The sequence below is a fragment of the Micromonospora sp. C31 genome (genome assembly GCF_018070575.1).
GTDB lineage: Bacteria > Actinomycetota > Actinomycetes > Mycobacteriales > Micromonosporaceae > Micromonospora.
Genome location: NZ_JAGPXN010000022.1, coordinates 62,235 through 87,560, shown reverse-complemented (window position 1 = coordinate 87,560; position 25,326 = coordinate 62,235). Strand labels below are relative to the sequence as shown.

24 protein-coding genes are annotated in these 25,326 nt (G+C 72.8%); 1 reads left to right on the top strand and 23 read right to left on the bottom strand.

The window, feature by feature from the left end:
• Positions 1 to 76: 76 nt before the first annotated feature.
• The 7 genes from KBX06_RS24180 to KBX06_RS24150 form a co-directional block, all read right to left on the bottom strand.
• A complete protein-coding gene (locus tag KBX06_RS24180) occupies positions 77 to 1,111 on the bottom strand; it encodes an HAD family hydrolase (protein ID WP_210838952.1) in 1,035 nt (344 codons plus the stop codon).
• Positions 1,108 to 2,298 carry an acyl-CoA dehydrogenase family protein gene (locus tag KBX06_RS24175; RefSeq protein WP_210838949.1) on the bottom strand — a complete coding sequence of 397 codons (1,191 nt, stop codon included), beginning with the start codon at positions 2,296 to 2,298 and terminating at the stop codon, positions 1,108 to 1,110. The genes KBX06_RS24180 and KBX06_RS24175 overlap by 4 nt, the downstream gene beginning before the upstream one ends.
• Positions 2,295 to 2,549: an acyl carrier protein gene (locus KBX06_RS24170; RefSeq protein WP_210838947.1), complete on the bottom strand. Its 255-nt coding sequence runs from the start codon at positions 2,547 to 2,549 to the stop codon at positions 2,295 to 2,297. Before KBX06_RS24170 ends, KBX06_RS24175 begins: the two co-directional genes overlap by 4 nt.
• Positions 2,550 to 2,582: 33 nt before the next feature.
• Entirely contained in the window at positions 2,583 to 3,455 is an 873-nt protein-coding gene (locus KBX06_RS24165) for a 3-hydroxyacyl-CoA dehydrogenase family protein (protein WP_210838945.1), read from the bottom strand.
• Positions 3,452 to 5,662, bottom strand: a complete 2,211-nt coding sequence (locus tag KBX06_RS24160; protein ID WP_210838944.1) for an FkbM family methyltransferase — start codon at positions 5,660 to 5,662, stop codon at positions 3,452 to 3,454. The genes KBX06_RS24165 and KBX06_RS24160 overlap by 4 nt, the downstream gene beginning before the upstream one ends.
• 825 nt (positions 5,663 to 6,487) lie before the next feature.
• Positions 6,488 to 6,631 (bottom strand): hypothetical protein, encoded by a 144-nt coding sequence (locus KBX06_RS24155; protein WP_210838975.1) that lies wholly within the window; start codon positions 6,629 to 6,631, stop codon positions 6,488 to 6,490.
• A gap of 5 nt (positions 6,632 to 6,636) precedes the next feature.
• On the bottom strand, positions 6,637 to 7,299 hold the full coding sequence (locus tag KBX06_RS24150; RefSeq protein WP_210838942.1) for a hypothetical protein: 663 nt from the start codon (positions 7,297 to 7,299) through the stop codon (positions 6,637 to 6,639).
• 197 nt (positions 7,300 to 7,496) lie between these two features.
• Here KBX06_RS24150 and KBX06_RS24145 point away from each other — a divergent pair, with 197 nt between their 5' ends.
• Positions 7,497 to 7,667 carry a hypothetical protein gene (locus tag KBX06_RS24145; protein WP_210838939.1) on the top strand — a complete coding sequence of 57 codons (171 nt, stop codon included), beginning with the start codon at positions 7,497 to 7,499 and terminating at the stop codon, positions 7,665 to 7,667.
• A 245-nt stretch (positions 7,668 to 7,912) separates the two neighbouring features.
• Here KBX06_RS24145 and KBX06_RS24140 read toward each other — a convergent pair whose 3' ends face one another.
• The 16 genes from KBX06_RS24140 to KBX06_RS24065 all read right to left on the bottom strand — a co-directional run bounded on the left by KBX06_RS24140 (position 7,913) and on the right by KBX06_RS24065 (position 25,320).
• The gene (locus tag KBX06_RS24140) at positions 7,913 to 11,083 is read right to left on the bottom strand and encodes a BTAD domain-containing putative transcriptional regulator (protein WP_210838937.1); all 3,171 of its coding nucleotides are present in this window, start codon (positions 11,081 to 11,083) and stop codon (positions 7,913 to 7,915) included.
• A gap of 352 nt (positions 11,084 to 11,435) precedes the next feature.
• On the bottom strand, positions 11,436 to 12,839 hold the full coding sequence (locus KBX06_RS24135) for an MFS transporter (protein WP_210838935.1): 1,404 nt from the start codon (positions 12,837 to 12,839) through the stop codon (positions 11,436 to 11,438).
• Positions 12,840 to 12,848: 9 nt separating this feature from the next.
• A complete protein-coding gene (locus KBX06_RS24130) occupies positions 12,849 to 13,391 on the bottom strand; it encodes a hypothetical protein (RefSeq protein WP_210838933.1) in 543 nt (180 codons plus the stop codon).
• Complete coding sequence (locus tag KBX06_RS24125) at positions 13,388 to 14,212, bottom strand: 4'-phosphopantetheinyl transferase superfamily protein (protein ID WP_210838931.1); 825 nt, start codon at positions 14,210 to 14,212, stop codon at positions 13,388 to 13,390. Before KBX06_RS24125 ends, KBX06_RS24130 begins: the two co-directional genes overlap by 4 nt.
• Complete coding sequence (locus tag KBX06_RS24120; RefSeq protein ID WP_210838929.1) at positions 14,196 to 15,350, bottom strand: acyl-CoA dehydrogenase family protein; 1,155 nt, start codon at positions 15,348 to 15,350, stop codon at positions 14,196 to 14,198. Before KBX06_RS24120 ends, KBX06_RS24125 begins: the two co-directional genes overlap by 17 nt.
• On the bottom strand, positions 15,347 to 16,075 hold the full coding sequence (locus tag KBX06_RS24115; RefSeq protein WP_210838927.1) for an acyl-CoA dehydrogenase family protein: 729 nt from the start codon (positions 16,073 to 16,075) through the stop codon (positions 15,347 to 15,349). Before KBX06_RS24115 ends, KBX06_RS24120 begins: the two co-directional genes overlap by 4 nt.
• Positions 16,072 to 17,013 (bottom strand): hypothetical protein, encoded by a 942-nt coding sequence (locus tag KBX06_RS24110; protein ID WP_210838924.1) that lies wholly within the window; start codon positions 17,011 to 17,013, stop codon positions 16,072 to 16,074. Before KBX06_RS24110 ends, KBX06_RS24115 begins: the two co-directional genes overlap by 4 nt.
• 2 nt (positions 17,014 to 17,015) lie before the next feature.
• On the bottom strand, positions 17,016 to 17,276 hold the full coding sequence (locus tag KBX06_RS24105; RefSeq protein ID WP_210838922.1) for an acyl carrier protein: 261 nt from the start codon (positions 17,274 to 17,276) through the stop codon (positions 17,016 to 17,018).
• A gap of 32 nt (positions 17,277 to 17,308) precedes the next feature.
• Positions 17,309 to 18,577 (bottom strand): type III PLP-dependent enzyme, encoded by a 1,269-nt coding sequence (locus tag KBX06_RS24100; RefSeq protein WP_210838921.1) that lies wholly within the window; start codon positions 18,575 to 18,577, stop codon positions 17,309 to 17,311.
• Positions 18,570 to 19,952, bottom strand: a complete 1,383-nt coding sequence (locus KBX06_RS24095) for an ATP-grasp domain-containing protein (RefSeq protein WP_210838919.1) — start codon at positions 19,950 to 19,952, stop codon at positions 18,570 to 18,572. Before KBX06_RS24095 ends, KBX06_RS24100 begins: the two co-directional genes overlap by 8 nt.
• Before the next feature lie 24 nt (positions 19,953 to 19,976).
• Positions 19,977 to 20,906 carry a 3-oxoacyl-[acyl-carrier-protein] synthase III C-terminal domain-containing protein gene (locus tag KBX06_RS24090; RefSeq protein WP_210838917.1) on the bottom strand — a complete coding sequence of 310 codons (930 nt, stop codon included), beginning with the start codon at positions 20,904 to 20,906 and terminating at the stop codon, positions 19,977 to 19,979.
• A complete protein-coding gene (locus tag KBX06_RS24085; RefSeq protein WP_307854740.1) occupies positions 20,903 to 22,210 on the bottom strand; it encodes a glutamate synthase-related protein in 1,308 nt (435 codons plus the stop codon). The genes KBX06_RS24090 and KBX06_RS24085 overlap by 4 nt, the downstream gene beginning before the upstream one ends.
• Positions 22,207 to 23,214: an asparagine synthetase A gene (locus KBX06_RS24080; RefSeq protein ID WP_210838915.1), complete on the bottom strand. Its 1,008-nt coding sequence runs from the start codon at positions 23,212 to 23,214 to the stop codon at positions 22,207 to 22,209. Before KBX06_RS24080 ends, KBX06_RS24085 begins: the two co-directional genes overlap by 4 nt.
• A 14-nt stretch (positions 23,215 to 23,228) precedes the next feature.
• Complete coding sequence (locus tag KBX06_RS24075) at positions 23,229 to 24,467, bottom strand: methylaspartate mutase (RefSeq protein WP_210838913.1); 1,239 nt, start codon at positions 24,465 to 24,467, stop codon at positions 23,229 to 23,231.
• The gene (locus KBX06_RS24070; RefSeq protein WP_210838911.1) at positions 24,464 to 24,913 is read right to left on the bottom strand and encodes a cobalamin B12-binding domain-containing protein; all 450 of its coding nucleotides are present in this window, start codon (positions 24,911 to 24,913) and stop codon (positions 24,464 to 24,466) included. The genes KBX06_RS24075 and KBX06_RS24070 overlap by 4 nt, the downstream gene beginning before the upstream one ends.
• Before the next feature lie 200 nt (positions 24,914 to 25,113).
• Complete coding sequence (locus KBX06_RS24065; RefSeq protein WP_210838909.1) at positions 25,114 to 25,320, bottom strand: MbtH family protein; 207 nt, start codon at positions 25,318 to 25,320, stop codon at positions 25,114 to 25,116.
• Positions 25,321 to 25,326: the final 6 nt, after the last annotated feature.

Here is a 25,326-nt window from a genome sequence, read left to right as displayed (position 1 = left end):
TCTCCCTCACGGTGGCCTCGGGGCGTGCGGAGTCGACACCGCGCGTCGTACGCGCGGTGGCCGGGGTGATGCGGGGTCAGGCGACGGTGACCGTCATGTACGGCGGGAACTCCGGCACGTCGCTGCCGTCGTGCTCCAGCAGCTGCACCCCGCCGGTGCCGCCGAGGTCACGGAACCCGGCGAACTTGTAGGTCACGTACATGGTGCGGTTGCGGTCGGTCGGGACGAACTCCGCGCGCAGCGGCACCCCGGCCGCGGCGGCGGTACGGATCAGATGGTTGAGCAGCACCGAACCGACGCCCCGGGACATCACCCGGCAGGACATCAGCAGGAGCTTGATCGTCCAGGCGTCCGTGCCGCGCTCCACCAGGGCCAGACCGATCTGCCCGTACGTGCCGTACCGGTCGTCGAGGGCGGCGATGTAGAGGTCGTGGTCGGGCGAACGGCGGAACGCGTCGAGTTCCTCGTACGAATAGGTGTAACCGGTGGCGTTGAGCTGGTTGGTGCGGACGGTCAGCTCCTCGGCGCGCTGGAGGTCCACCTCGGCGGCCGGCGCGATCGAGAAGCGCATGTCCAGCGAGGCGAGGAAATCCGCGCTGGTCCCCTCGTACCGTTGCTCGGCCTCGGTCCGGCGCGCGTCGGCCTGGTACATCACCCGCCGGCGACGGGCGTTGTCGGTGACGAAACGGGGCTGCGTCCGGGCCAGGTCGGGGATCCGCTCGGCGTCGAGGGAGTCGATGCAGAGCACCTCGGGCAGGAGGTGGGCGACCTCGTCGCGTTCGAACGGCTGGTCGTCCACGAAGGCGACGGTGTCCAGCCCGATGTTGATCGCCTCGGCGACGGTCCGTACCGACGTCGACTTCGGACCCCAGTTGATCTGCGGGTGCAGCAGGTACTCGGCGACCCCGAACTCGGTCAGCTTCCGCATCGCGAGGTCGTGCTCGTTGCGGCTGGCCACCGAGTTGAGGATGCCCCGCTCGTCGAGCGTGCGCATCACCTCGAGGACGCCGGGGCGCAGCTTCACCTCGGCGTCCTCGAGCAGGATGCCGTCCCAGACGGTCTCGTCCAGGTCCCAGACCACGCACTTGATCGTCTTCTCGTCGTCCGTCACGGTTGGCTCCCCATCGACACGGCGGCGAACTCCTGGAAGGCGTAGTCGGCGAGGCCGACCTGGTGCAGTTGCGTGCTGCCTTCGATGATCTCCATGACCTTGGCGTCCCCCAGGTAGCGCTGGACGGGATAGCTGTCGCTGCACCCGTTCGCGCCGTGCAGCTGCACCGCGTCGGTGGCGGCGCGCACGGCGGCGGTGGAGGCCCGGTACTTGGCCAGTGCCGCCGCCGGCAGCGCGGTCGGGTCACGACGGTCACGACGCAGTCCCGCGTCCAGGCAGAGCAGCCGGGCGGCGCGGTAGTCGGCGAACATGTCGCTGACCATCCGGCGCACGAGCTGGTGCTCCCGGATGAGCACCCCGAACTGTTCGCGATCGTTGACGTAGCGCACCGAGGCACGCAGGCACGCCTCGATGATGCCCACCGATCCCCAGGCCACGGTGTACCGGCCGAGGTCCAGCGCGGTACCGGCGACCTGGGTGGTGCCCAGGCCGACCCGGCCGACGAGGTTCGCCTCGGGTACCCGGACCTGGTCGAACCGGATGTCCGCGGTCATCGACGCCCGGATCCCGATCAGGTCGGTGATCAGGTTGGTCCGAACCCCGGCCCGGTCCCGTTCGACCAGCACCGCGGTGGGACCGTCCGGTCCCCGCCCCACCACGAGGAAGACGTCGGCGACGTGCCCGTAGGTGATCCAGCGTTTTCTTCCGTCGACGAGGAAACCGCCGTCGGTGGGGGTGATCCGGGTCCGGACCGCGCCGGCGTCACTGCCGACCTCCGGTTCGGAGAGGGCCAGGGCGGCGATGCTGCTGCCGGCGGCGAGCCGGGGCAGCCAGGAGTTCCGCTGCTCCCGGGTGCCCCACCGGGCCAGCACGTGGGCCACCATGGTGTGCACGGTCAGCAGGCTGCGCAGCGAGGAACAGCCTCGTCCAAGCTCACCGGCCAGCAGGCCGAGAGTGACCGCGTCGCACCCGCCGCCGCCGTACTCGCGGGGCACCGGCAGCCCCAGGTAGCCGACGTCGGCGAGGGTGCGGATCAGCTCCGGCGGGGTGCGCTGGGCCCGGTGCAGGTCGCCGGCGACCGGCACGATCGCGCGGTCGACGAAGTCGGCGAACTCCGCGCGGGCCGCCGACTGCTCGTCGTCGAGCATGATGTCGGCGACCGGTGGCCGCCCCAGGAGGGTGCTCACCGGGCCACCGGCGCGGCGAGCTTGCCGGTGACGAAGCGCTCCAGGGACGCGATCGAGCGGAAGTTGTCCAGTTCCAGGTCCTCGTTCTCCACCGTCACCCCGAACTCCTGCTCCACGAAGGCGACGAGCTGCATCGCGAAGAGCGAGCTGACGAAACCGCGCTTGAAGATGTCGTCGGTGTCCTGCAGGTCGGTGACCGGGAAGAACTTGGCGAGGTAGTCGGCGATGCGGTCACGAACGTCGGTGCTCATTGCGTGGGTCCTCTTCCTCGAAGGATGCGGCGGTCAGCGGTAGACGTAGAAGCCACGGCCGGACTTCCGTCCGTGCAGGCCGGCGTCGACCATCTTCTTGAGCAGCGGGGCGGGTCGGTACTTGTCGTCGTTGAAGCTCTCGTAGAGGACCTCGACCGACTTGAGGATCGTGTCCAGACCGATCATGTCCGCGGTCTCGAGCGGGCCCATCTGGTGGCTGAAGCAGGTCCGGAAGATCCGGTCGACGGCCTTCGGCTCGGCCACGCCGTCCTGCACCAGGAAGATCGCCTCGTTGATGGTGAGCATCAGCACCCGGTTGGAGACGAAGCCCGGGGAGTCCTGCACCACCGTGCACTCCTTGCCCATGCCGGCGAGGAAACGGGTGGTCTCGTCGATCGTCTCGTCGGTGGTGTGGAAACCGCGGATCACCTCGACCATCGGCTTGACCGGGACCGGGTTCATGAAGTGCGTACCGACCACCCGTTCGGGCCGGTTGGTGACCCCGCCGACCCGGGTGATCGAGATGGCCGAGGTGTTCACCGCGAAGACGGTCTCCGGCTTGCAGATGGTGTCGATCCGCCGGTAGACCTCACGCTTGGTCTCCCACTCCTCGGTGACGTTCTCCACCAGGAAGTCCACCGCGCCGAGGGCGTCGTAGTCGGTGGTGAAGTGCACCCGGTCCAGGGTGGCGTCGATGTCGATCGACCGGTCGCCGCCGAACAGGACCATGGTCCGCAGGTTGTTGCGCAGCTCCGCGCGGGCCCGGTCCAGGACCGCGTCGGAGACGTCCACCAGGATCACCCGGTGGTCGTTCTGGCTCAGGCTCTGTGCGACGCCGACGCCCATGACGCCCGCGCCGACCACGCCGACGAGCTGGTGCTCGTTGTCCCTGCCGCTGCTGCTCATCGTCCGTCCCGGGTCGCGTAGATGGTGTAGATGTCGGTGCCGGCATAGAGCTCGTCCTGCACGGCCAGCACCTGGAAGCCGTGTCCGACGAGCATCCGACGGAGCAGATCGACGCGGCCGTCGCCGTCGTGCGCCTCGAGCACCATCTGCCGGATCAGCGGCCAGTGCTCGTCGTCGATGCCGCGGACGACGTCCAGCTCCGCCTTCTGGACGTCGATCTTGATGAGGTCGATCTGGGCGATGCCCTCCTCCCGGATGACCGAGCTGAGCGTGCGCAGCCGGGCGGTGAAGGGCACCGCCTCGAACCGGACGTCGACCAGTTCCTCGGCGAAGCCGACCAGTTCCGGGGCCGGGCCGTCGCTGCTGAACTGGTTGGCGATGACGGTGCGCAGGTTCCGCTTCTCCTCGTCCTCGTCGGGATGGAACGAGGACATCCCCGAGCTGCGCGGGTAGAAGGTGAACTCTGCCGTTCCCTCGTGGTCGGAGAGGCCGATGTTGAAGAGCGTCGCGTCGACGCCGTGCGCGGCGACGTTGTGGCTCAGGTGGGCGAACATCGGCGGCGCGGGCTCGAAGGTGAAGATCCGTACGTCCTTCGCCTCCGCGTGGGCGAAGAGGGTGAACAGCCCGATGTTGCCGCCGACATCGACCACCGTCGCGCCGTCGGCGATGGTCACGCCGTGCCGCGCGTAGCCGCGATGTTCGAAGATGTCCTCGTAGAAGTGCTTCGTCTCGGCCTCGTTCTGCTGCGAAACGGTCAGCCCGTTGGGCAGGGTGACGAGGTTGCGACCGGGGGCGGCCGGCGTCGTGGCGGCGGGCTCGGCGGGTGGGGTCTGCCCGTCGATGACGGCGGCCATCCGGGCGACGGTGGGGTTGCCGTAGATGGTCCGCAGGGTCAGTTCGACGCCGAAGCGGCGGGTGATCCGAAGGGCCAGCCGGGAGGCGGTCAGCGAGTTCCCGCCGAGGTCGAAGAAGCTCACGTCCCGGGGGATGTCGTCGGTCTTCAGCAGCCGGGCCCAGAGTTCGGTCAGCGCGGTCTCGGTCGGTGTGGCGGGGGTCGGCCCGCCGGCCTTCGAGCTGGCGGGCGCGTCGGGGGCGGGCGTGTCGCCGGCCGGGAGACGCTGCCAGTCCAGGTCGGCGCCGGCCTGCCGCAGCCGGCTGACCGCCCGCAGCAGCACCTCGCTGTCGTCCTGGCCGTCGAGGGGGTGACGCATGGAGGCGACCACCGCACCCGGGTCACCGCCCCGGAAGCTGGTGGCCATGCTGCTGAGCGTCTGCCCCGGACCGACCTCCAGCAGGAGCCGTTCCCCGGCGACCGTACGCAGCCCTTCCGCGAAGCGGACCGGGCTGCACAGGTGTCGTGCCCAGTAGCCCGGATCGGTCGCCTCCGCCGCCGTGATCAGCTCGCCGGTGACGTTGGAGACGTAGGGGATCCGGGGCGGCCGGGGGTGCAGGGTCCGGGCCAACTCCGTGACCTGGTCGGCGATCGGCAGCATCATGGCCGAGTGGAAGGCATGGCCGGAACGGACCGGCCGGGTCACCACGTCCCGGGCGGCGAGCAGTTCGCGCAACGCACCGACCTCGTCGACCGGGCCGGCCACCACGCAGAACTCGGGGCCGTTGACCGCCGAAAGGGAGAGCCCCTCGGTCAGCAGCGGCAGCAGTTCCTCCTCGGGGAGGGTGACCGCCAGCATCGCCCCGGGGGGAAGCGACTCGATCAGTCGAGCACGCCGGGCGACCAGGGTCAGCGACTCCTCCAGAGTCAGCACCTGGGCAAGGCACGCGGCGACGTACTCGCCGAGGCTGTAGCCGAGCATCACCTCCGGCTGGAGGCCCCACCGCTGCCACAACCGGGCGAGGGCGTACTCCACGACGAAGAGCGCCGGCTGTGCCAGGGCGGTACGGTCCAGTTCGCTGTCGGCGGCGGCTGGTTGCCCCCGGCCGAGCAGCGCCCGCAGGTCCAGCCCGCCGGACTGCCCGGCCGGGCGAGCCGGGCCGGCGAAGATGACCTCCCGGATGTCCCGGTCGAGTTCGGCACGGAGCAGTTCGGCGCAGGTGTCGACGGTCTCGGCGAAGGCGGTGAAGTCCCGGTACAGGTGCCGGCCCATGTCCGGGTGGTGGTCGCCCAGACCGGGGAAGAGGAACGCCACGGGCCGAGGCGGGGGTGCGCCGGTCCGCGGGGTGGTCGCTTCGCGCAGCGCGGCTTCCATCGGCATCTCCTTGCGCTTGGTCAGAGGTGAGGGGTCGCCGGTCGGCGCCCGGTCCTGGGTTCGGTCCTGGTGGAGTGAGGTCTGCTCCCGGCGGGCGCCCCCGACCAGCAGGGTGCCGAGGTGGGTGTGCCCGTTCGGTAGGTCGGGCCAGCACCCCTGCGCCGACGCGGCCCGGAGTGCGGCGCTTCGGCCCCGGAGCCGCCGCCGGCCGTCGATCCGGGGTACCCCGCCCGGGGGCAGGTGGGCCGGTACGTCCGGAGCAGGTGGTGCCGGTGGTGTGTCAGGCCCGGAGTACGCGAGGAGCGGCCGCGCCGCCGATCAGCAGCACCCCGGGCCAGCCGTACGTCGCTTGACGGGCAGGACGCGGCGGGGCCGGCCACGATGCGGGCCGATCCTGGCGGGAGGCCGCTCGGCCACGACGGGAGAGGACGTCCGGCTGTGCTGTCTTCCGCCGACTGTGCTGTCTCCCGCGCGGGACCCGGTCGCAGACCCGCCGGCTCTCGGGGATCTCTGAACACAGGAATGCCACCGTAGATTCATCTTCTTGGTACGCCCGCCGGCTGTCAACCCTCCTGTGCCGACTTCCGTCGAACGTTTCTCCGTGGCCCTCCGGGGCAACGCGAGAAGCTCGCCGTCCACGATTCCCCAGGAAAGGAGAAATCGTCGACAGGCGAGCTGTCACACGCCGACCACGGGCAGATCCGGACGAGCCCACGCAGGGGTTCCGCGATAGGCGGTGCAGCCGACCGCCAAGAGCGGATGCCCAAGTGAGCGCAGTTCGAGGCAATCGGCCGGGAAGAGCCAGATCAGTCGCGACCCGAGCACTCAGCCCAGGGCGTCCAGTACGTCATCCGGGTGGTAGAAGGTCTTACCGGAATCGCGGTAACGGCGCCATCCGTGCTTGTGCGCCAGCCAATAGACAGTTTTCGCCGGCATTTTCCAGATGGTCGCGATGTCGTTGGCGCTCAACCCGTTCACGCTGCCCCCCTCGTCCGCTGCCGCAGTTGACGCAGCACCCCCCAGGAACCGACCGGCCAGTGGTGTTCGGGATCGTCCGAGCACCGCACGTCGGAGCATTCGCCGCCGGGCTCCTCGTTTCGCAGCGCCGCGCTGATCGTGCCGGAGCACTCCGACGCGGGACAGGCACCGAGCGACATCCGACGCGGCTCGTCCGCGTCCAGCAGGGCGCGGAACCGTCCGTACAACGCGCCGATCTCGTACGACAGCTCACCGGCGGCCGAGTGCGCGACGAGCCACTCCTGGTGCAGCCGGAGGAACCGGGCCATCTCCGACACGTCCCGCCGCGGGGCGGCGACGTCGCGCTCGTCCACCACGAGCTGGGCCCAGCAGGAGAGCACCGACTCGGCCGCGGCCCGCGCGTCCACCGTTGCGAAGTGCAGCGGAATGCCGTAGCTACTGCCACCACCGCGGATCCGTTCGCCCTTACCCGGGGACCTGGTCAGCGCGCCCATCGAACGGTGGTACTGGCGGGGCAGCGCGGCCAGGTGTCCGTCCAGGCGCTCCTGACAGATCAGGCAGAGCTGGGCCCCCGGGCGGGCGAGCCGAGGTGCGCCGCTTCGTCCGCAGCGGGGAGCCACGCAACGGGGCGCCTCGGCGATCGGGACATGCTCAGTCAACGGGGATCCTCCTTCGCTGCGACTGCTCCGATCGTGACCGGCGGTGGCATCGACCGGCCTTCGATGGGCTATCGGCCGGGTGGCGGCGCCGAAACCGGGCCGATAGCGGATCGGAGGCGCTGATCGGTCTACTGGGTTCCGGCACGAGAGGATCGTCCCGCCCGATGGCGCGGACCCCAGTTAGGGAGGACCAGTAGATGCGGACCAGGCTCGAGTCGGCCCTGATGACGTTGACGACCGCCGCGCTGGCCGGGGTGTGTCTGGCACTCGCCGCGCCGGTGGCAGATCCTGCCGACACCCACTGGCGGATGGTTGAGAGCCCTCCAGCGGCCCTCATCCTCGAGTGCGACACCCACTGGCGCTGCTAGCACCCGTCCGGCGACCGTGGCGGAACGCGCCCCAGCCGACTCGACCACGGCGGACGCTTCACCAGCGGGCAGGCCGTCGGGGTGCACACCCCCGCCAGCACGGCGGGCGCAGACCGCGACCCTACCGCCGACCATCCGTCAGCCGGCGCCGGCCGTTCCCGTTGGACACGGTGACCGGGCGGCCACGGGAACGGTCCCGTGGCCGCCCGGTCACCCCACTGCACCCAGGACCTGGTTACCCGCTCTCAACCACCGTCGATGATCCGCAGGGCGGAGCCCGGAGCCGGCCGCGGCTCACCGCCCGGCTGGCTCGTCCCGCGCCGCCGACTCGGCAGTTCCGGGGAGGCGCAGCCGACGTCGCCGACCAGGCGCGGACATTGCTGACCCTGGGTCGCCCGGGACCGTTCCAGGACGGCCCGCCGGCGCGGCACCAGCCGGAGGTAGGAGTTCCGGCCGTTCCCGGCCCTGCGGTACGCCTCCTCCAGGGCGCAGAGCACCTTCGCCTCCCAGACCGTCGCACCGAGATCCTCGAAGAGCGCCAGCGCCGCCCCCAGGTGCGTCAACGCGGTGTCGACCGCGTCGTCCAGGGCCATCTCGCCGAGGGCATAGAGGCACTTGCCCTCGATCAGCCGTTCCCCGACCCGTCGGGCGGCAGTGAGCGCCTGCGCGAAGGTGGCGGTCGCGAGGTCGGCCCGTCCGCTGCTCCACTGCGCGGTGGCGAGGCCGTGCAGGACGTGCGCCTTGCCGATCCGGTCGTCGGTCTCACGGACGATCCGCAGCACCCCCTCGAACCGCCGCCGGGCCCGGTCGAGATCGCCGGAGCGTAGGTGCAGCTCGCCGAGGCGGAAGGTCACCTGGGCCTCCACCCGCAGGCAGCGGACCCGCTGGCAGATGGCGAGCGCCGCGTCGAGCATCTCCTGCGCCTCGGCGTACCCGCCGCGCTCGAGGCGGATCCCGGCCATGTTGTAGAGCACGTGCGCCTCACCGACGTGGTCCCCCGCCTGGCGCAGACCGCGCAGCGCCCGGCGGTACCGCTCGTCCCGGGCGGTGTCGTCACCGCGCAGCCCGTAGATGTACGCCAGGTTCCGCAGGACGAGGGCTTCGTCGTACTCGTCGTCGAGCAGCCCGAGGGCGGCGTCGAAGTCCTCCGACGCCTCGGTCAACCGCTTCTGGGCCAGGTGCAGGGTGCCCAGCGAGTAGCGCATCGCAGCGATTCCGCGGCGGTTCCCTGCCTGCGCGGCGGCGCGCAGGGCGACCTGGCTGGTCTCCCGCCAGTCGTCGAAGTAGCCCCGGGCCTCGTAGAGGGTGACCGAGGTCAGGGCGAGTTCCCAGCTCAGCTCGGTGTGGCCGTGCTCAGCGGCCTGGCGTACGGCGCTGGCCAACGCGTGTCGCTCGGTCTCCCACCAGCTGATCGGGTCCTCGGCCAGCTCGTGCACCGCCTCGGCGGGTACGGGCTGCAACTCGGTGTCGCCGAGCAGGAGGGTGTAGTCACCCCCGTACTCGTGGCGGTGTGCCTCCCGGGCGAGCGTCAGCCAGCCGCCGAGCACGCGGCGCAGTGCGCGTCGCCTGACCTCGGGTGGCTCGGCTCCGCAGAGCTGCTCGCAGGCGTAGACCCGGATCAGGTCGTGAAATGCGTAGCGGACCGGCTTCCCGCCGGCTGCCACGACGTCGAGGAGCTGGGCGTCGACCAGTTCCTCGAGGATGTCCTCAGCGGTGGCGTAGTCGGTCTCCAACAGCACCGCCGCCGTCCAGCCGGCGAAGTCGCCGGTGCGCAGGAGTGCCAGCAGCCGGAACAGCCGCCGGGCCCGCTCGCCGAGGGCGGAGTGCGCCAAGCCGATGGTGGAGCGCAGCTCCATCCCGCCGTGGGCGAACTCGTCGAGCCGGTTCTCCTGGTCACGCAGCCGGCGGACGAGTTTGGCGACTGGCCAGTGGGTCCGGCTGGCGAGTCGGGCACCGGCGATGCGCAGTGCCAACGGCAGCCCGGCGCAGATGGCGGCAAGTTCCAGGGCGGCGGGGATCTCGGCCTCGACCCGTCTCCGGCCGGCGATCCTGCACAGCAGCTCGACCGACTGATCGGGCTCCATCACCTCGACGTTCACCCGCAGCGCCCCCGCCACACCGGTGAGGCGGGACCGGCTGGAGACGATCACCGCGCAGTGCCCGCTGCCGGGGAGCAGGGCGTTCACCGTCGCCTCGTCGTCGACGCCGTCCAGGACGACGAGGATGCGCTGGTCGGCCAGTCGGCTGCGATAGAGCGCGGCCAGCTCGGCCGGATCCTCGGGGACCGAATGCCCGGGGACGCCGAGCGCGCGCAGGAACTGGGAGATCACCGCCGCGACGGCGTCCGGGCCGGTCCGGCTGTCCAGACCGGCATAGAGCTGACCGTCCGGAAACGAGGGTGCCAGCAGGTGTGCGGCCCGAATGGCGAGGGCGGACTTGCCCACCCCGGCCTTGCCCGTGACGGTCACCATCCGGACCGACCCGCCGATGGCGTCGGAGGGCCGGACGGTTAGGTGCTCGCGGATCGCGGTCAGCTCGGCGTCCCGGCCGATGAAGTCCGGGGGGCAGGCGGGAAGCTGGCGGGGCACCCGGGGGGCGACGGGGGCCCGTTCCGTTCCGGCGGTATCGGCGTCGACCACCACGGCGTCCGAGGTGCCGCCGTCGGGCAGCCGCAGCGCGTCGTCGCGGTTGAGGATGGCGAACTCCAACTCCTGGAGGTCGCGGCTGGGTTCGAGGCCCAGCTCGTGACTGAGGGCCATCCGCATCCGCCGGTAGCACTCCAGCGCCTCGGCCTGCCGGCCGCAGCGGTAGAGGGCCAGCATCAACGATCCGTGCAGACGTTCCCGGAAGGGATGCTTGTCGACCAGGTCGAATAGGTCACCGATGACCTCCTCGTGCCGGCCGAGCCGCAGTGCCAACCGCATCTGGTCCTCGATCGCCGCCAGCCGGTGCTCGTTGAGCAGGGCCGCCTCCCGTTGCACGAGGTCGCTGGTGACCCCGAGCAACGCCGGGCCCCGCCACAGGGCGAGCGCTCCGGTCAGCTCCTCGGCCGCCGCCGCCGGACGGCCCCGCTCGTCGTGTTCCCGGGCCGCGGCGACCAGGCTCGTGAAGCGGGCCAGGTCGAGTTCGTCGGGACCGACGTCGAGCAGGTAACCGGAGGTGCGCGTCAGGATCGCATCCGGGCGGCCGGCGTCGGCGAGGACCCGGCGCAGCGCAGAGACACAGATCTGGATCTGCGAACGCGCCGTCGTCGGGGGCTTGTCACCCCAGACCGCGTCTACCAGCAAATTGACCGGCGTCACCAAGTTGGCGTGCAGGGCGAGCATGGCGAGAGTGATTTGCTGACGGGGCCCGCCGACGTGAATGGGCGTGGTGCCATCGGCCACTTCCACCGGCCCGAGGACGCGGATCTCCATCAGTGCCCCGACAGGCAGGCAAACGGTGTGCACAGACCACGCCCGGAGCGGGCCCGACTAGAGTGGTCCACCGACCCCATGTGCGCCGCCCCCTTGCCCCCGTCAACGCTGATCGGGGAGTTTCCGTGTGGTAGCGGTGCGAGCCGGTTCCCACGATGCTCCGGCCATACCCTGCCCTTGCCAAAATCACCCGACCCCTGTTGCCACCCGTGGCGTCACTGACTCACAAGCAAATCCCGCTACCAGGAATCCAATGCATGGGATCGATGGTACGACACCGTCCTTCGGTCCGCCTATTCGGAAGAAGAGCCGCTGGTCAAGAGGGCCTTTTCGGGTCGACTCCGCCGCGCGCTTATCGGCACTGCGTGTCGCGCTCATCGGGCGAATGACAATGGTCGGTCAGCAGTTGCACCGTTTTGCGACTGACGTACAGCGGGCCGGCCGGCGGGGAGTCAGCGGAGACCGGGGTCTCGTCGACCACGGCCCCGGGGGCCTGCGTCGACTCGGTCTGCGCGACCGGCTCACTCTGGGGGACGGGCTGGCGCAGGGCCATCACCGCGGCCATCGGCGCGAAGAGTGCCACGACCCCGCAGACCAGCCACGTGGCGGTCACCCCGATCACGGTGGAGAGCCCGCCGAAGACCACGATGGACACCGGAATGGTGCCGATGCTGGCAAGCGTCAGCATCGACATCGCGGTGCCGAGCCGGGCCCGGGGCGAGGCCTGCTGGTAGACGGTGACGATGGCCGGGCCGTTGAGGCCGGCCATCAGGCCGACACCCGCACCGACGGCGGCGAGCGCGGCGACCGACGGCATCAGCGCCATCAGCAGGATGCCGGCGCCGATACCGACGCCGGAGACGACGAGCCGGACGAACAGCGGCACCCGGTGGGCGAGCAGAGCGCCCAGGAGGCCAGCCACGAGGGCACCACCGCTGAACGCCGCCACCACGACGGCGACGGAGCCGACGCCCCAACCGCGCCCGTCCACCAGCAGGGGCAGGGCCACCTCGATGGGCCAGCCGAAGGCCAGGTCGAGGCAGAACGCGCACAGGAACAGCCACCGCAGCCGGGCGTACGAGCGCAGCAGCCGCACCCCGTCGCCGGAGCGGCGCAGCAGGTTGTCCCCCGGCTCACGGGTGGTGCCGGTCATTCCCCGGGTGACCACGAACATCGCGCACCAGGAGACCGCACAGGTGATCGAGACGGCGGCCATGGCGTGCCACAGCTCGCCGGTGGCGATGATCCACGCACCGATGGGAGAGCCGACGATCGGCGCGACGCGGGTGACCATCGCCGACAGGGAGTTGGCCCGGGCGAGCTGGTCGCCCTCGGCCAGGCGGGGCATCAGGCTCTGGCTGGCGGGACTGCCCATGCCGAGCAGCACCCCCTCGACGGCGGCGACGACGACCAGCGGCCAGAACCAGTCCGTACTCAGGGTGACGGCGGCACCGGCGGCCAGCAGCAGCACCCGGGCCGAGGTGGTGCGCAGCAGCACGAAACGGGGACCGGCCAGGTCGGCGATCGGGCCGGCGAAGATCAGAGTCAACGCGCGCGGAATGGTGCCGGCCAGCATCAGGGTCGTGATCGCGCCCGCGCCGCCCATCTGGATGGCGGTCCAGCCCAGCGCCACCAGCAGGACGTAGTCCCCGGTGAGCGACAGGCCCTGGCCGGTGGTCAGGATCATGACCTTGCGCCACCGGATTGCCGCTCGCGCGCCGGCCCGGGTGGCCTTGGCGGTGTCAGCTGATGTCATCGGGGTGCCTCACTGTCTCGGGGAGCCGGGTCCCGCGTCGGTCGGTCGGATGGTCGTCGGGCAGGGACAGCCGCCTCCGCAGCCGGCCGGTGCGGGCCAGCGCGTCGGTACGGGCAGCTGCATGGCGCCGCGGCCGCCGCGGAGCGCGTACTCCACGGCGAGGACGGCGGCGGCGCGCTCGTCGTCGGCGTTCACCGGTCCGCTGGCGCTGACCTCGACGGTGCCGCCCAGGTCACAGCGGCCGAGTCGGGCCAGAGTCCGGGCGACGACCTGGACGGCCGCCGTCCGGTCGGCGGGACAGCTCGTCAGCACGGGCACCTCCGACGGGGTGAACCGCACCCGCACCGCGCCGTCCGGGGTGGCCTGTCCCCCCGCATCCCAGAGGCCGCAGAGGCCGCTGACCGCTGCCGGCCCGACGGTGCTCGGCCCCGGGGCGACACCGCGTGCCGGCACGCGGGTGGCGACCGGACGGTCGGTGACGGGCCGCACCCGCGTCCGGGGGGACGCGGTGGGCCGGCACGGCCCGTCTTCGGGCCGCGGTGCGTAGCTCATCGGTTCCCCCTCGGGCCGCGGGACGGGACCGGACTGCCGTGCCGCGAACGGTACGCATCGGCGAGGTCCCCGCCAGGCGGTTGGCCGGGCAGGATGGCGGCACCTTCGCGCCACCGCTCGGGCGGCCAGTCCCACTCGAACAGCCGTAGCCGGCCGAGGCGGGCCCCGGTGGTGGCGAGGGCGGCGACGTAGCCGGGCGGGGCGGGCAGGTCCCGCACCAGCCAGCGCTGCCCGGCGAGCAAGCCGGTGCCCTCGACTGTGCCGGGCACCAGCACCCGCAGCCGCAGCCCCTCCAGGAAGCGTCCGCCGGACGCCTTCACGCAGGCCTCCTTGCGCGACAGCAGCCGATGGTAGGTGGCGCTGCGGGCGTACGGGGCGGTGTGCCGGGCCACCGCAGCGGCCTCCTCGGCGGGCAGGAAGCGGGTGGCCAGCGCCGTCGCCGGTGGGCCGTCGCGGACCTGTTCCAGGTCCACCCCGACCGCACCGGTTCCGCGGACGGCGAGCAGCGCGTGCCCGCCGGACCGGCTCAGGCTCCACTGCCAGCGGCTCCACTCCCCCTCGAAGAACGGCTTGCCGTTCGGCCCGCGCGCCCAGTGCACCGCCTCACCGGGGGTACCGAGGTAGCGGGCCAGGACGGTGCGGGCCGCGCCGTGGGCGACGACGAAGCGGTGCGCGGCGACCGGGTCGCGTAGGCCGCCGGCGCGTCGCCGCTCGTCCGCGTCGAGCAGGGCGGCGACCACGTCGGCGGTCTCGTTGTCGACGTCGAGGCCGATGTGCCAGATGTCGGCCCCGGGCGGCGTGGGGTCAGGCCGCGCGCGCATCGCCGAGCCGTCCCTGCAGGTAGCCCTGCGCCAGGGTGAGGCGCTGGATGTTGCCGGTGCCCTCCATGAACTCGAAGGCACGCGCGTCGCGCACCAGCTTGTCCAGCAGGGGGTGCTCCCAGCGGGCGCCCGGGCCGAGCATCCGCACGGCCGTGGTGGTGATCTCCTCGGCGAGCCCGGTGGCGCGGATCTTCGCGGCGGAGGCGAGGGTGCCGTCGGCCGGGTCACGGTCGGCGCTGCGGGCGGCGGCCAACACCAGGGCGCGGGTGCCGGCCAACCGCTGTGCCCAGCCGTCGAGCAGGTGCCGCTCGTGGCTGCGGAACCCGCGCCGTTCGGCCGTCACCAGGTCGTACGCCGCCTGGGCGACGCCGAGGGCCAGGCAGGACACCACCGGTCGGTAGCGGTGGAAGGTGCGGGTGGCCGCCCACATGCCCTGCCGGGTGGCCGAGCGGTGGCGGCCGAGCACGTCCGCGGCCTCGATCGGCACGTCCCGCATGCGCAGTTCGCTCAGTTGCAGCCCGCGCAGGCCGAGGGTGGGCAGCGGCACCGCCTCGAAACCCGGCCGGCTGGTGTCGACGAGCACCGCGACCACGCCGAGCGGGCCGGAGTGGCGGCGGGCGAAGACGACGCCGAGGCGGGCCCGGGGGGCGTTGCCGACGTACCGCTTGGTGCCGGTGAGCAACAGCCGGTCACCGTCGGGACGCAGGGTGGTGGTCATGCCGCCCGGGTCGGAGCCGTGCGCCGGTTCGGTCATGCCGAAGAAGGTCCAGGTGGGGCCGTCGGCCACGGTGTTCCAGTAACGCTCGCGCTGCTCGTCGTCGGCGAGGTCGGCGATGACGGAGCCGGACATCGACGGGCCGGGCAGGGCCAGCACCGCGCCCGCGTCGGCGCGGGCCAGTTCCTCCAGGACGGTGACCTGCTCGACGCAGGTGTCGAGCAGGACGGGCCGACCACGTACCCGTAGCGGATCGGTGTTGTACGCGGCGGGCAGACCCACGAGCTGCCGCCAGGGCACCGCCCGGTGCAGGCCGGTGGTGGCCAGGGTCGGATCGCGGTCGAGGTCGAGGGCGGTGGCGCGCAGGGCAGTGGCCTGGTCGCGGGCCAGGGCCCGCAGGTCGGCGAGGAACTCGGTGGTCACGGCGCCTCCAGGTCGGTCGGCGGTGGATAGGTGTCGGCCAGCAGCTCCGAGGCGCGTACCTCGCTGCCGGGCCCGTCGGCGAGGAACCCGGCGGCGCCGAACAGGTGCAGGCAGCGGCGGCCGACCTCGTCGAGTCCCTCGTGGACCCGGCGCAGGGCGGAAGGGTCGCCGTCGTCGGTGTCGAGCAGGGCGCGGGCCTCGGCGACACCGGCGGCGGCGTCGGCGAGCATGGCCCGCACCAGTGGCAGGTTGAGGGTGGGTGCCCCGGCGACCGACCGGCCGCGCAGGTGCGCGGCGGCGGCGGCGAGCAGTCGCTCGGCCAGGCCGAGACGGATCCAGGCGACGCCGGTGCTCCAGGCCGGATCCGGCGGCGCGGGGCGGGGCAGCCGCCGGGCGACCAGGTCGGTGTCGCCCACCGGCACCCGGGCCAGCTCGGGCAGGCCGGCGCGGGACCGGGGGCCGTCGCAGGCGACGTACCGGTCGCAAGCGGCGTCGGTCTCGGCGGGCAACAGGGTGTGCCCGCCGGGTCCGGCCGGCAGGACCGCCGGGCTGACGGCGTCGTGCAGGGCAGCCAGCGCCGCGGCGGGCCCCTCGGTGTACGCGACCAGGCGGTGCCGACGCGGGTCGACCGACCCGGCTCGCGGACGCGACGACGGCGCGGGCCGGCCGGTGGGCGACGGTGCGGGGCCGCTCGGGGCGGCAGGTGGTGCGACGGTGGGTGTCATCGGGCGAGCTCCCTCGGGCGGCGGGAACGCGGCTCGGCGGCCGGCGGATGGTCGAGGCCGCGCGCCCGCGCCGACCGACGGATTCGCGCCGACGGCTCGGGACGGGCGGCCGGGACGGTGAGGGTGACGGCACACCGGTACGGCAGCACCGGGTCGGCGTCGGCGACCAGCACCCGGCCGGCGGGAGGCGCCCCGCCGGCCAGCGCCTCGGCCAGGGCCAGCCACACCCCGGCGCAGGGGTGCCCGCCGGGGGCCCGGACCACGGGCGCGCCGAACGGTGTCCCGGTCAGCCCGGCGCCGGCGACCACCAGGTCGGCCTCGGCGGCCGGCCAGGTGGCCGGGGCGGCCCGGGTGACGGTGATGGTCGGCGGGTCGACGGCGACGGTGCCGTCGGGCCCCAGCAGCAGGGCCACCGCGACGTCGCGGGTCGGGCGGACGGCCGCGTCGTCGGGGGGCAGGGTCGACTGCTCCATGACCAGGACGAGGGCCCGCCGGGCGGCACCGCTGCGGACCTGCTGGTGGGCGATGCGCAGGGCGGTGAACGGGCCGGCGACGCCCTGCTCGGAGATGCCCATCTGCAACGGTTCGCCGGGCAGTAGCTCGGCCAGCAGTGCGGCCGGGAAGCTCTGGTGCCGGCAGTCGGGGCTGGCGTCGACGGTGACGGCCAGGTCGACGTCGGCCAGCGCTTCCCCGAGTTCACCGACCACGTGGCGGACCATGTCGTGGTAGCTGACCGCCGCGCCGCCGGTCAGCCAGTCCAGGTCGGCGAACGGGCCGTACAGCGATTCCATGTGGCTGATCAGCGCGGACGTGTCGTCCGGCGTGGGCGCGGGGCCCGGTGCGAAGGTGAACGGGACGATGCGTTCGAGGGCCGGTCCGGCCGCGTCACCAGGCGCGGCCGGACCGGACTGCTCCTCGAGCCGCCGCAGGACCGGCACGGTCAGCGGCTCTCGGTGATGAAGGCGGCCAACGACCCCACGGTCTCCAGGTGGCTCTGCTCCAGGCCCTCCGGGTCGACCTGCATGTCGAGCGCGTCCTCGAGGGCCATCAGCAGGCCCAGCACGCTGGTGGAGTCCAGGCTCAGGTCGTCGAACAGCCGGGTCTGCTCGGTGACGTCGGTCAGGTCCTGCCCGAGCACCTCCGCCAGGGCGGCGACGATGGCGGAGACGACCTGCGGGTCGGCGGTCTGCGTGGTGGTCATGATGGTCCTTGCCTTTCCAGAGGGAGTGCGGGTCAGCGGAAGTCGTGCAGGATCTGCGCGGCGAGCATGCTGTCGACGTCGTCACGGGTGCGGATCAGCCGCGGCTCGCCGTCGTGCACCAGCACCTCGGCGGGGTAGCCGTGGCTGAGGAAGTGCACCGGCGACGCCGTCGGGCCGTACGCACCGGAGCGCTCGACCCCGACCACGTCGCCGGGGCGCAGGTCGGCCGGCAGCTCGACGGCCTTGCCGATGGTGTCGTTGGGGGTGCACAGCGGGCCGGTGACGTTCCACTTCACCGGCTCGGCGGCGCTGTCGCGGTTCAGCAGGCGCATCGGGAAGTTGCGCTTGACGAAGGAGCCGATGCCCACGGCGGCCATGTGGTGGTTGGTGCCGCCGTCGGCGACGGCGAACCGCTCGCCCATGGACTCCTTGACGTAGCGGACGCGCACCGCGTACGTGCCGCTGTGGCCGACGAGGTAGCGCCCCAGCTCCATGACCAGGCGCGTCTCGGGGTGCCGCTCGTGGAAGCCGGCGAAGACCGGGTTGAGCTGGTCGGCCAGCGTGACGACGTCGAGGTCGCGCTCGCCGGCGAAGTACGCCACGCCCAGGCCGCCGCCCACGTCGACCACCTCCAGCGGTACGCGCAGGTGCGCGGCGAGCCGCTCGGCCAGGTCGAGGATGCGGGTGGTGTTCTCGGCGACCATGTCCTCGCTGAGGAACCGGGTACCCATGTACGCCTGGAATCCGACCAGCCGGACGTGGCGGTGCCGCGCGGCGAGGTCCGGCGCGTCGAGCAGGGCGGTCTCGTCGATGCCGAACTGGCGGGGCTTGCCGCCCATCGTCAGCCCGCCGCCCTTGACCGCGAAGCTGGGATTGACCCGCAGCACCACGCGGGCCGTCGCGCCCAGCCCTTCGGCCAGCTCGTCGATGAGCGCCAGCTCGCCGAACGACTCACAGATGAGGGTGATCTCCTCCTTGAGGCAGGCGGTGATCTCGTCACGGCTCTTGCCCGGGCCGAGGAACATGATCTCCTCGGCGGGCACGCCGGCACGCTGCGCGGTGACCAGCTCGGTCAGGGAGGACACCTCGGCGCGGGCGCCGAGGGAGTGCAGCAGCGCGCAGACGCTGATGTTCGGGTTGGCCTTCAGCGAGTAGAACATCTCCACCGCGGGGTGCAGCCGCTCCCGCAGCCCCCGGTACTGCGCGGCGACGGTGGCGCCGTCGTAGACGTACAGCGGGGTGCCGAAGCGCTCGACCAGTTCGGTGACGGGGACGCCACCGAGCGACGTCGACTCAGACATGGGCGGGCTCCTTCTTCACGGTCGCCACGATGGCGCGGTCGAGGTCGGCCAGCTCCTGCTCGGAGGCGGCCATCAGCAGGCCGTAGAGGCGGCCGGCGTACGGGCGGGGGTCGTCGGTGTCGGGCGCGGCGGCGTTGACGGTGGCGAAGTTGTTCACCAGCAGGCCGCTGCCCCGGGCGGGGTCGAACAGCAGCTCACCGAGCTGGTCGCGCAGGTCGGCGAAGCGGACGGGGCCGGTCAGGGTCAGGTCGTACTGCCGGGCGGTGGCGATCGTGTCGGCGCCCATGAACCGCTCCTGGAGGGTCGTCTGGTACGTCGACATGTTGTTCCGGGCGTTGATCTCCAGCACCGGCAGCAGCCCGCCGTCGGTGGTGGTGATGGCGTCGACGCCGACGACGCCGTGGAAGCCGTCGGCGGCCAGGCGGGCGCCGAGCCGGTCGGCGGCGGCCATGATCTGTCCGGCGTGGGCGGCGGAGATCCGGGCGGGAATTCGGTGTCCCTTGTGCACCCCGTTCTCGGTCAGCGCCTCCTTGACGAAGTCGAAGCGCACCGCGCCGTCGCGGCCGACGGTGAAGTGGTAGTTGAGGTCGAGGGCCTTGTCGGCCCACTCCTCGATGACCAGGGCGACGCGGGGGTCGCCGGTGCGCTCGGCCCGGCGGGTGACCATCCGCACCAGCTGGTCGAGCCGGCGGGGGTCGTCGACCACGACGATGCCCTTGCCGGACACCCCGTAGGCGTCCTTGACGCCGACCCGGCGGCCGGCGGCGACGGACCGGGCGGCCTGCGCCGCGGCGGCGGCGAACTCCTCGACCGTCTCGCACTCCCAGCCGGTGGCCTGCGGCAGGCCCAGGTCGGCGGCGACCCGCCGGCTGTAGATCTTGCTGTTGACGGCCTTGACCACCGGCACCGGCGGCAGCGCCGGGGCGAGCCCGGTCAGCGCGCACAGCTGCTCCTCCAGCGTCGACATGCCGTGTGGCAGCAGGTACGCCCCCCGGGCGGCCAGGTCACCCAGTGCCGCCAACAGCCGGGGTGAACGCAGCGCGTCGACGCTGACGGTGGCCGCCGGGTCGTGGCTGTCGGTGACGAGGATGCGGGGCAGGTCGACGCCGAGGCCGGCCAGCCAGTGCAGGTAGTCGGGGTCGGGGGCGGACTTGAGGACCACGTGGTCGTCGGGCCCGGCGAGCAGGACGGTGAACTCGTCCATCCGGTTGACGATGGCGGCCGACGCCCGGCCGCCGACGGTGGGCAGGCCCACCTCGTCGCGGGCCCACTCGTCCTCGACCTCGAAGTTGCCGAGCAGCACGAACGGGGTGCCGGGGTCGCCGGTGCAGGCGGCCTTGACGCCGGTGAGGAACGTGGGGTGCGGCGGTGACATCGGGTTTTCCCTTTCTGGTGCGGGTCAGTGGCGCCAGACGGCGGCGGAGAAGGTGGCGCCGAGTCCGACGGACGCCATGAGGTACAGGTCGCCGGGGCGCAGCCGGCCGGCGGCGCGGGCGTGGACGTAGTTGATGAACGGGTCGGCGGTGAAGCAGTGCCCGGTGACCGCGACGTTGTCCAGGTACACCCGGTCGAGGGGGATGCCGAGCAGTCGGCAGGTCCACGACCAGGACAGCCGGTTGACGTTGTGCGGCAGGATCAGCGTCAGGTCGTCGACGGTGACCCCGGCGGCGTGGGCCGCGTCGCGGACCACCCCGGCGAGCACCTCGTTGTGGTCCTTGAGGAAGCGCGGGTCCAGGGCGTGCGGGGGGAACTGTTCGGCGTAGCGGCCGAGGGTGCGGGTGGCGTACCCGAGCAGCCGGTCCCGGTCCCCACCGAGGGCCACCAGGCAGGCGGCGCTGGACTCCCCCATCACCGTGCTCTCCGGAATGATCTCCAGGATGGGGTTGAACACCTTCTCCCCGGTCAGCACCAGCGCCAGGGCGTCGGGGTCGCCGTCACCGGCCAGCAACTGCCCCGCGAGGTCGACGGCGAGCAGCCCGGTGGCGCAGGCGTGCTGGGTGAGGGTGAACGCCACCGCGTTCGGCAGGCCCAGCGCGGCGCACACGTCCTCCAGCGGGGTCTGCCCGGCGCGGGTCACGGTGGTGACGGTGCGCGCCAGTACGACGTACCGGATGCGGTGTTCGTTGCCGCGCAGCGCGGTCAGGGAGCGCACCGCGGCGGTCATCAGGCCGCGCAGGTCCTCGTCGGGTGCGCGGCGCACGGATTCCAGCCCGTAGAAGCGACGGAACGTCCACAGCAGGCGCGGGTCGGCGTCGACGGCGGCACACACGTCGCCGACGTCCACGGCCAGGTCGGGGACGCGGCACCCGACGTCCAGCAGCGCGGTCATGCCCGGCCCCCGATCGGCGCGACGGGCTGCTGCCCCGCCCCGGTGGGGGCCGGCGCGGGCTGCCCCGGCCACCACAGGTCCTCCGGGGTCAACGCGTCGACGCGGTACCGGCCGAGGGCGCTGACCAGCAGCCGCGCCTCCAGGGCGAGGGCCTGCACGAGCCGTACCAGGCCCTCCTCCGCGTCCTCGTCGACGGCCAGCAGCGCGGCCCGACCCAGCCCGACGGCGGTGGCACCGGCGGCGAGGGCCCGCACGGCCCGACCGCCCTCCCAGATCCGGCCGGTCACCAGCAGGCAGCCCTCCGGCCGGCCGATGCGGCGCAGGCACTCGGCCAACGGCAGCCCGACCTGGCCGACGAAGGCGCGCGGCGCCCAGCCGGTGCCGCCCTGGGCCCCGTCGACGCTGACCGCGTCCGCGCCGGCCCGCCAGGCGGTGGCGGCGGCGTGCGCGACGTCGCGGCCGGGGTGGAACTTCACCCACACCCGGGCCCGGGGGAAGTTGTTGCGCATGAAGCGCACCTGCTGGCGCAGGATCTCCTCGGTGAAGGTGCCGGGGGTGGCGCAGCGCAGCCACCCGTCGGCACCGAGGACGTCGCGCACGGCGAACCGGTCGGCCAGCCGTCGGGCGTCGTCGGCGCCGACGACGGTCATGCCGCCCAGCCCCGGCTTGGCGCCCTGGCCGGTCTTGAGCTCGAAGGCCAGCCGGCCGGAGTCGACGAGGCCGCGCACCGACGGGTCGCTGTAGACCAGGTTCCACACCTCGGAGTCGGCGTCCTCGGTGCTCTGCTGCACCACCACGCCACCCCGGTCGGGCGGGCAGGCGTCGGCGTAGGCACGCAGCCGGGCCAGGATCGGCGAGCGGGTGGCGGTGTCGCGCCGGTAGCCGCCCACCGGGACCAGGTTCTCCCCGATGACCATGGGGATGCCCAGCCGGCCGGCCTGCCGGCTGGCGGCGATCCCGGCGTCACCGGCGGCGACGCGGGTGGAACCGAACGCGGAGACGTACAGGGGCAGCGGCGAGGCGAACCCGCCGACCGTGGTGGTGAGGTCGACGTCGTCGTGCACCGGCTCCCGGCCGAGGTCGATGAGCTTCTCCAGCCGCTGCGGCATGAACACCGGCGGCACCAGGCGGGCGGTGTCCAGCTCGTCGGACACCCGCGGGTCGCCGGCCGGTGAGTCGGTGTCACCGGCGCCGAACAGCTGCCGGCCGTACGTGTCGGCGGGCGGGAACGCCTCGGCCGTGCCGCGCCGGGCGCGGGCGCGGATGAGGTCCTCGGGCAGGCCCGGGGCGTGCACGCCGCTCACGGGGCCACCACCCCGGGCAGCTTCGGGTAGGCGCTGACCTGCCACAGGGCGTCCAGGCCGGTGAGGAAGCGCACGAGCCGCTGCACGCCCATGCCGAAGCCGGCGCTGGCGGGGATGCCTTCGCGGGCCAGGCGCAGGTACCAGTCGTACTTGGCGGGGTTCTCGCCGCTCTCCCGCATCCGGGTGACGATGGTGGCGTAGTCGGCCTCGCGTTCGCTGCCGCTGACCAGTTCCCCGTAGCCGCCGTGGGCGATGAGGTCGAAGTTGCGCAGCACCCCCGGCCGGTCCGGGTCCTCCCGGTCGTAGAAGCCGCGGGAGCCCTTCGGGTAGTCGGTGACGAAGAACGGGCGGTCGGCCTCGCGGGACAGGGTCTCCTCCCCCACCCAGTCGATCTCGGCGTCGGCGCTCTGCGGGTGCCCGCCGCCGCGCAGCCGCTCGACGGCCTCGGTGTGGGTGCAGGCGTCGAACTTGCCGGTGAGCAGCTCGGCGAAGGCCAGTGGATCGCGGCCCAGCCCGGCGAGGGTGTCTCCGACGGTGTCGAGCACGTGCCGCACCACGTGGGTGAGCAGCCCGGCGGCGACCTCCATGGCGTCGTCGCGGGACGCTCCGGCGATCTCCACGTCGATCTGGTGGAACTCGACGAGGTGCCGGCCGGTGCCGGCGGTCTCCGGCGGCTCGACCCGCACGTTCGGGGCGATGTAGAACAGCTTGCCGAAGCCGCGCAGTGACGCCTGCTTGTAGAGGATCGCGCTGGTCATCAGCTTGTACGGGTGGCCGTAGTAGTCGACGTCGAGGGCCTTGGCGCCCCGGCCGCCCGGGTCGGTGACCGGGCCGATCAGCGGCGGCAGCAGCTCGGTGAAGCCCTGGCCGCGCAGGTGTTCGCGGGCCGCGTACAGCGCCTCCTGCTGGATGGTCATGGCGGCCCGGGTGCTCGGGGCGACCAGGTGCTCGCCGAGCGGGGGCGGGCCGGCCGTGGCCTGTGCGGGGTCGTCCGTGGTGTGCATGTCGCCTCCCGGTGTCAGTGGTCGTACCTGCGGGCGACGGTGTGCAGCGCCGCCAGCAGTCGGGTGGATGTCATGGCCGGCCGGTCGCCGGGGGCCGCGGCCCGGATCGGCATCCGGCCGACCGCCGACCAGCGCAGCCACCCGGAGTCGTCGATCCAGCTACGGGACTGGCCGGCGTTGTCGGGGTGCAGGCAGTACGGCACGTCGAGGAGCCCTCGGCGGAACGCGGCGTGCAGGGCCCGGCCCAGCTCGACGTCGAGGTCGAGCACCGCCTCCACCAGGGCTCGGGCCTCGGCGTACACGCCGGTGTCGGGCGCCTCGGGCCCGCCGGTGTCGGTGGCCTCGGCGGTGGCGGCCGCAGTCTCCAGGGCGCGGACGTTCTCCTCGACGGTGGGGATGCGGTGCGCCTCGGCGCTGGTCTTGACGATCAGCCGCTGCGCGCCGGCGCGGACCGCGAGCCGGGCGGACGCCTCCAGCAGCCGGCGGGCACCGCCGACCGTGGTCGGGAACACCCCCATGTACGTGTAGAGGACCACGTGCCGGTCCACGTGCGCGGGCAGGAACTCCCCGGCGAGGCGGCGCAGCGCCCGCACCGCCTCGGCGTCCTGGTCGGGGTTGGTCTGCTGGGCGTAGCTCAGCGACACGCTGCCGATGCCGTGCCGGGCGAAGAACAGCGCCTCCAGCAGGCTGATCGCCACGAGCAGCCCGGGTGGGCAGAGCTGGCCGAGCAGGCAGCCGCCGAAGCTCTCCACGTGGGCGGTGCCGGGGGCACGCTCGGCGAGCAGTTCGCAGCCGCGCGCCCAGTGGCGCACCGACTCGCGCAGCGGGGTGCGGCCGTAGGGCAGGCAGTAGGAGACCGGGCCGCCCTCGGTGGCGTCGAGCCCGGCGGCGGTCAGCGCCCGGATGATCGACTCCGGTCGGGAGGATCCGTGCCGGACCTGCACCGGGAAGGTGTCGTCGCGCACCCCGTCGAGCAGGGCGCGGGTCGTCTCCTGCGGGTACGCCACGATGGGGTAGCCGTTGAGCGCGGTGCCCTCGGCGAGGGCCCGCCGGGCGGCGGCGTGCGCACCGACGCGGGTGTAGCTGTCGATGGTGACGGTGCCGACGGTGGTGGCGGCGGCGAACCGGGTCCGTTCCAGGCCGGCGCGCATGCGGCGCAGGTCGCCGAAGCCCATCCGGGGCTGTACGACCAGCCGACCGGCGGCGGCGCAGTCGGCGACGAACCGGCCGAAGGAGACCTGTCCGGCGCTCATGCCGGCCGCCCCACCGGGGTCCGCGGCTGACCGGTCAGCACGGTGAGGTACCGCTCGAAGGCCAGCAGGTCCCCGTCGTCGAAGACGGCCTGGTAGCCGGCGGCGCGCAGCCGCGCCCTGCGGTGGGCGTCGTCCCGACCGTCGAGGCCGAGGTTGCCGCCGATGACGACCGGCACGTCGGCCAGGTCCGGTTCGGCCCGCAGCGCGGTGACGGCGGCGAGACCGTCGGCGTATCCGTGGCCGTTGACGCTGCTGACCACGACCAGGTCCGGCGCGTACGCCCGGCACCGACGCACCAGCAGTTCCACCGGCACGCACGGGCCGAGGTTGTCCACCGCGTACCCCTGTTCGGTGAGGAACAGCTCCAGGAACACGAGGTTCCAGGTGTGGGAGTCGGAGACGGTTCCGGTAAGCAGGACTTTTCTCGCGGCTTGCGACAGCGCCATCGGGGCTCTCCGGGAATGGGAGGGGACAACCGGTGCGGGCGCGGTTCGCGCGTCCGTCGGTCTCGTTGTGCTGATGTCGACCCTAGGAGCGCGGACGGGCCGCAGCCGGTAGTTGCAGGGGCAGGAAGGCGGGCAGGAGCGGTGCCGGTCCACACACGACCGCGGCCCCCCACGTCGTGGGGGGCCGCGGTCGGGTTACCTCAGGAGTACTGGGCGAGCAGGCTCTTCGGCCGGATGTCGGTCCAGGTGCGCTCGATGTGGTCGAGGCACTCCTGCCGGCCGGCGGGGCCGAGGGTGGCCTGCCAGCCGGCGGGTACGGCGGCGAAGACGGGCCACAGGCAGTGCTGCCCCTCGTCGTTGACCAGGACCAGGAAGGTGCCGTTCTCGTCCTCGAACGGGTTGACCATGTCAGT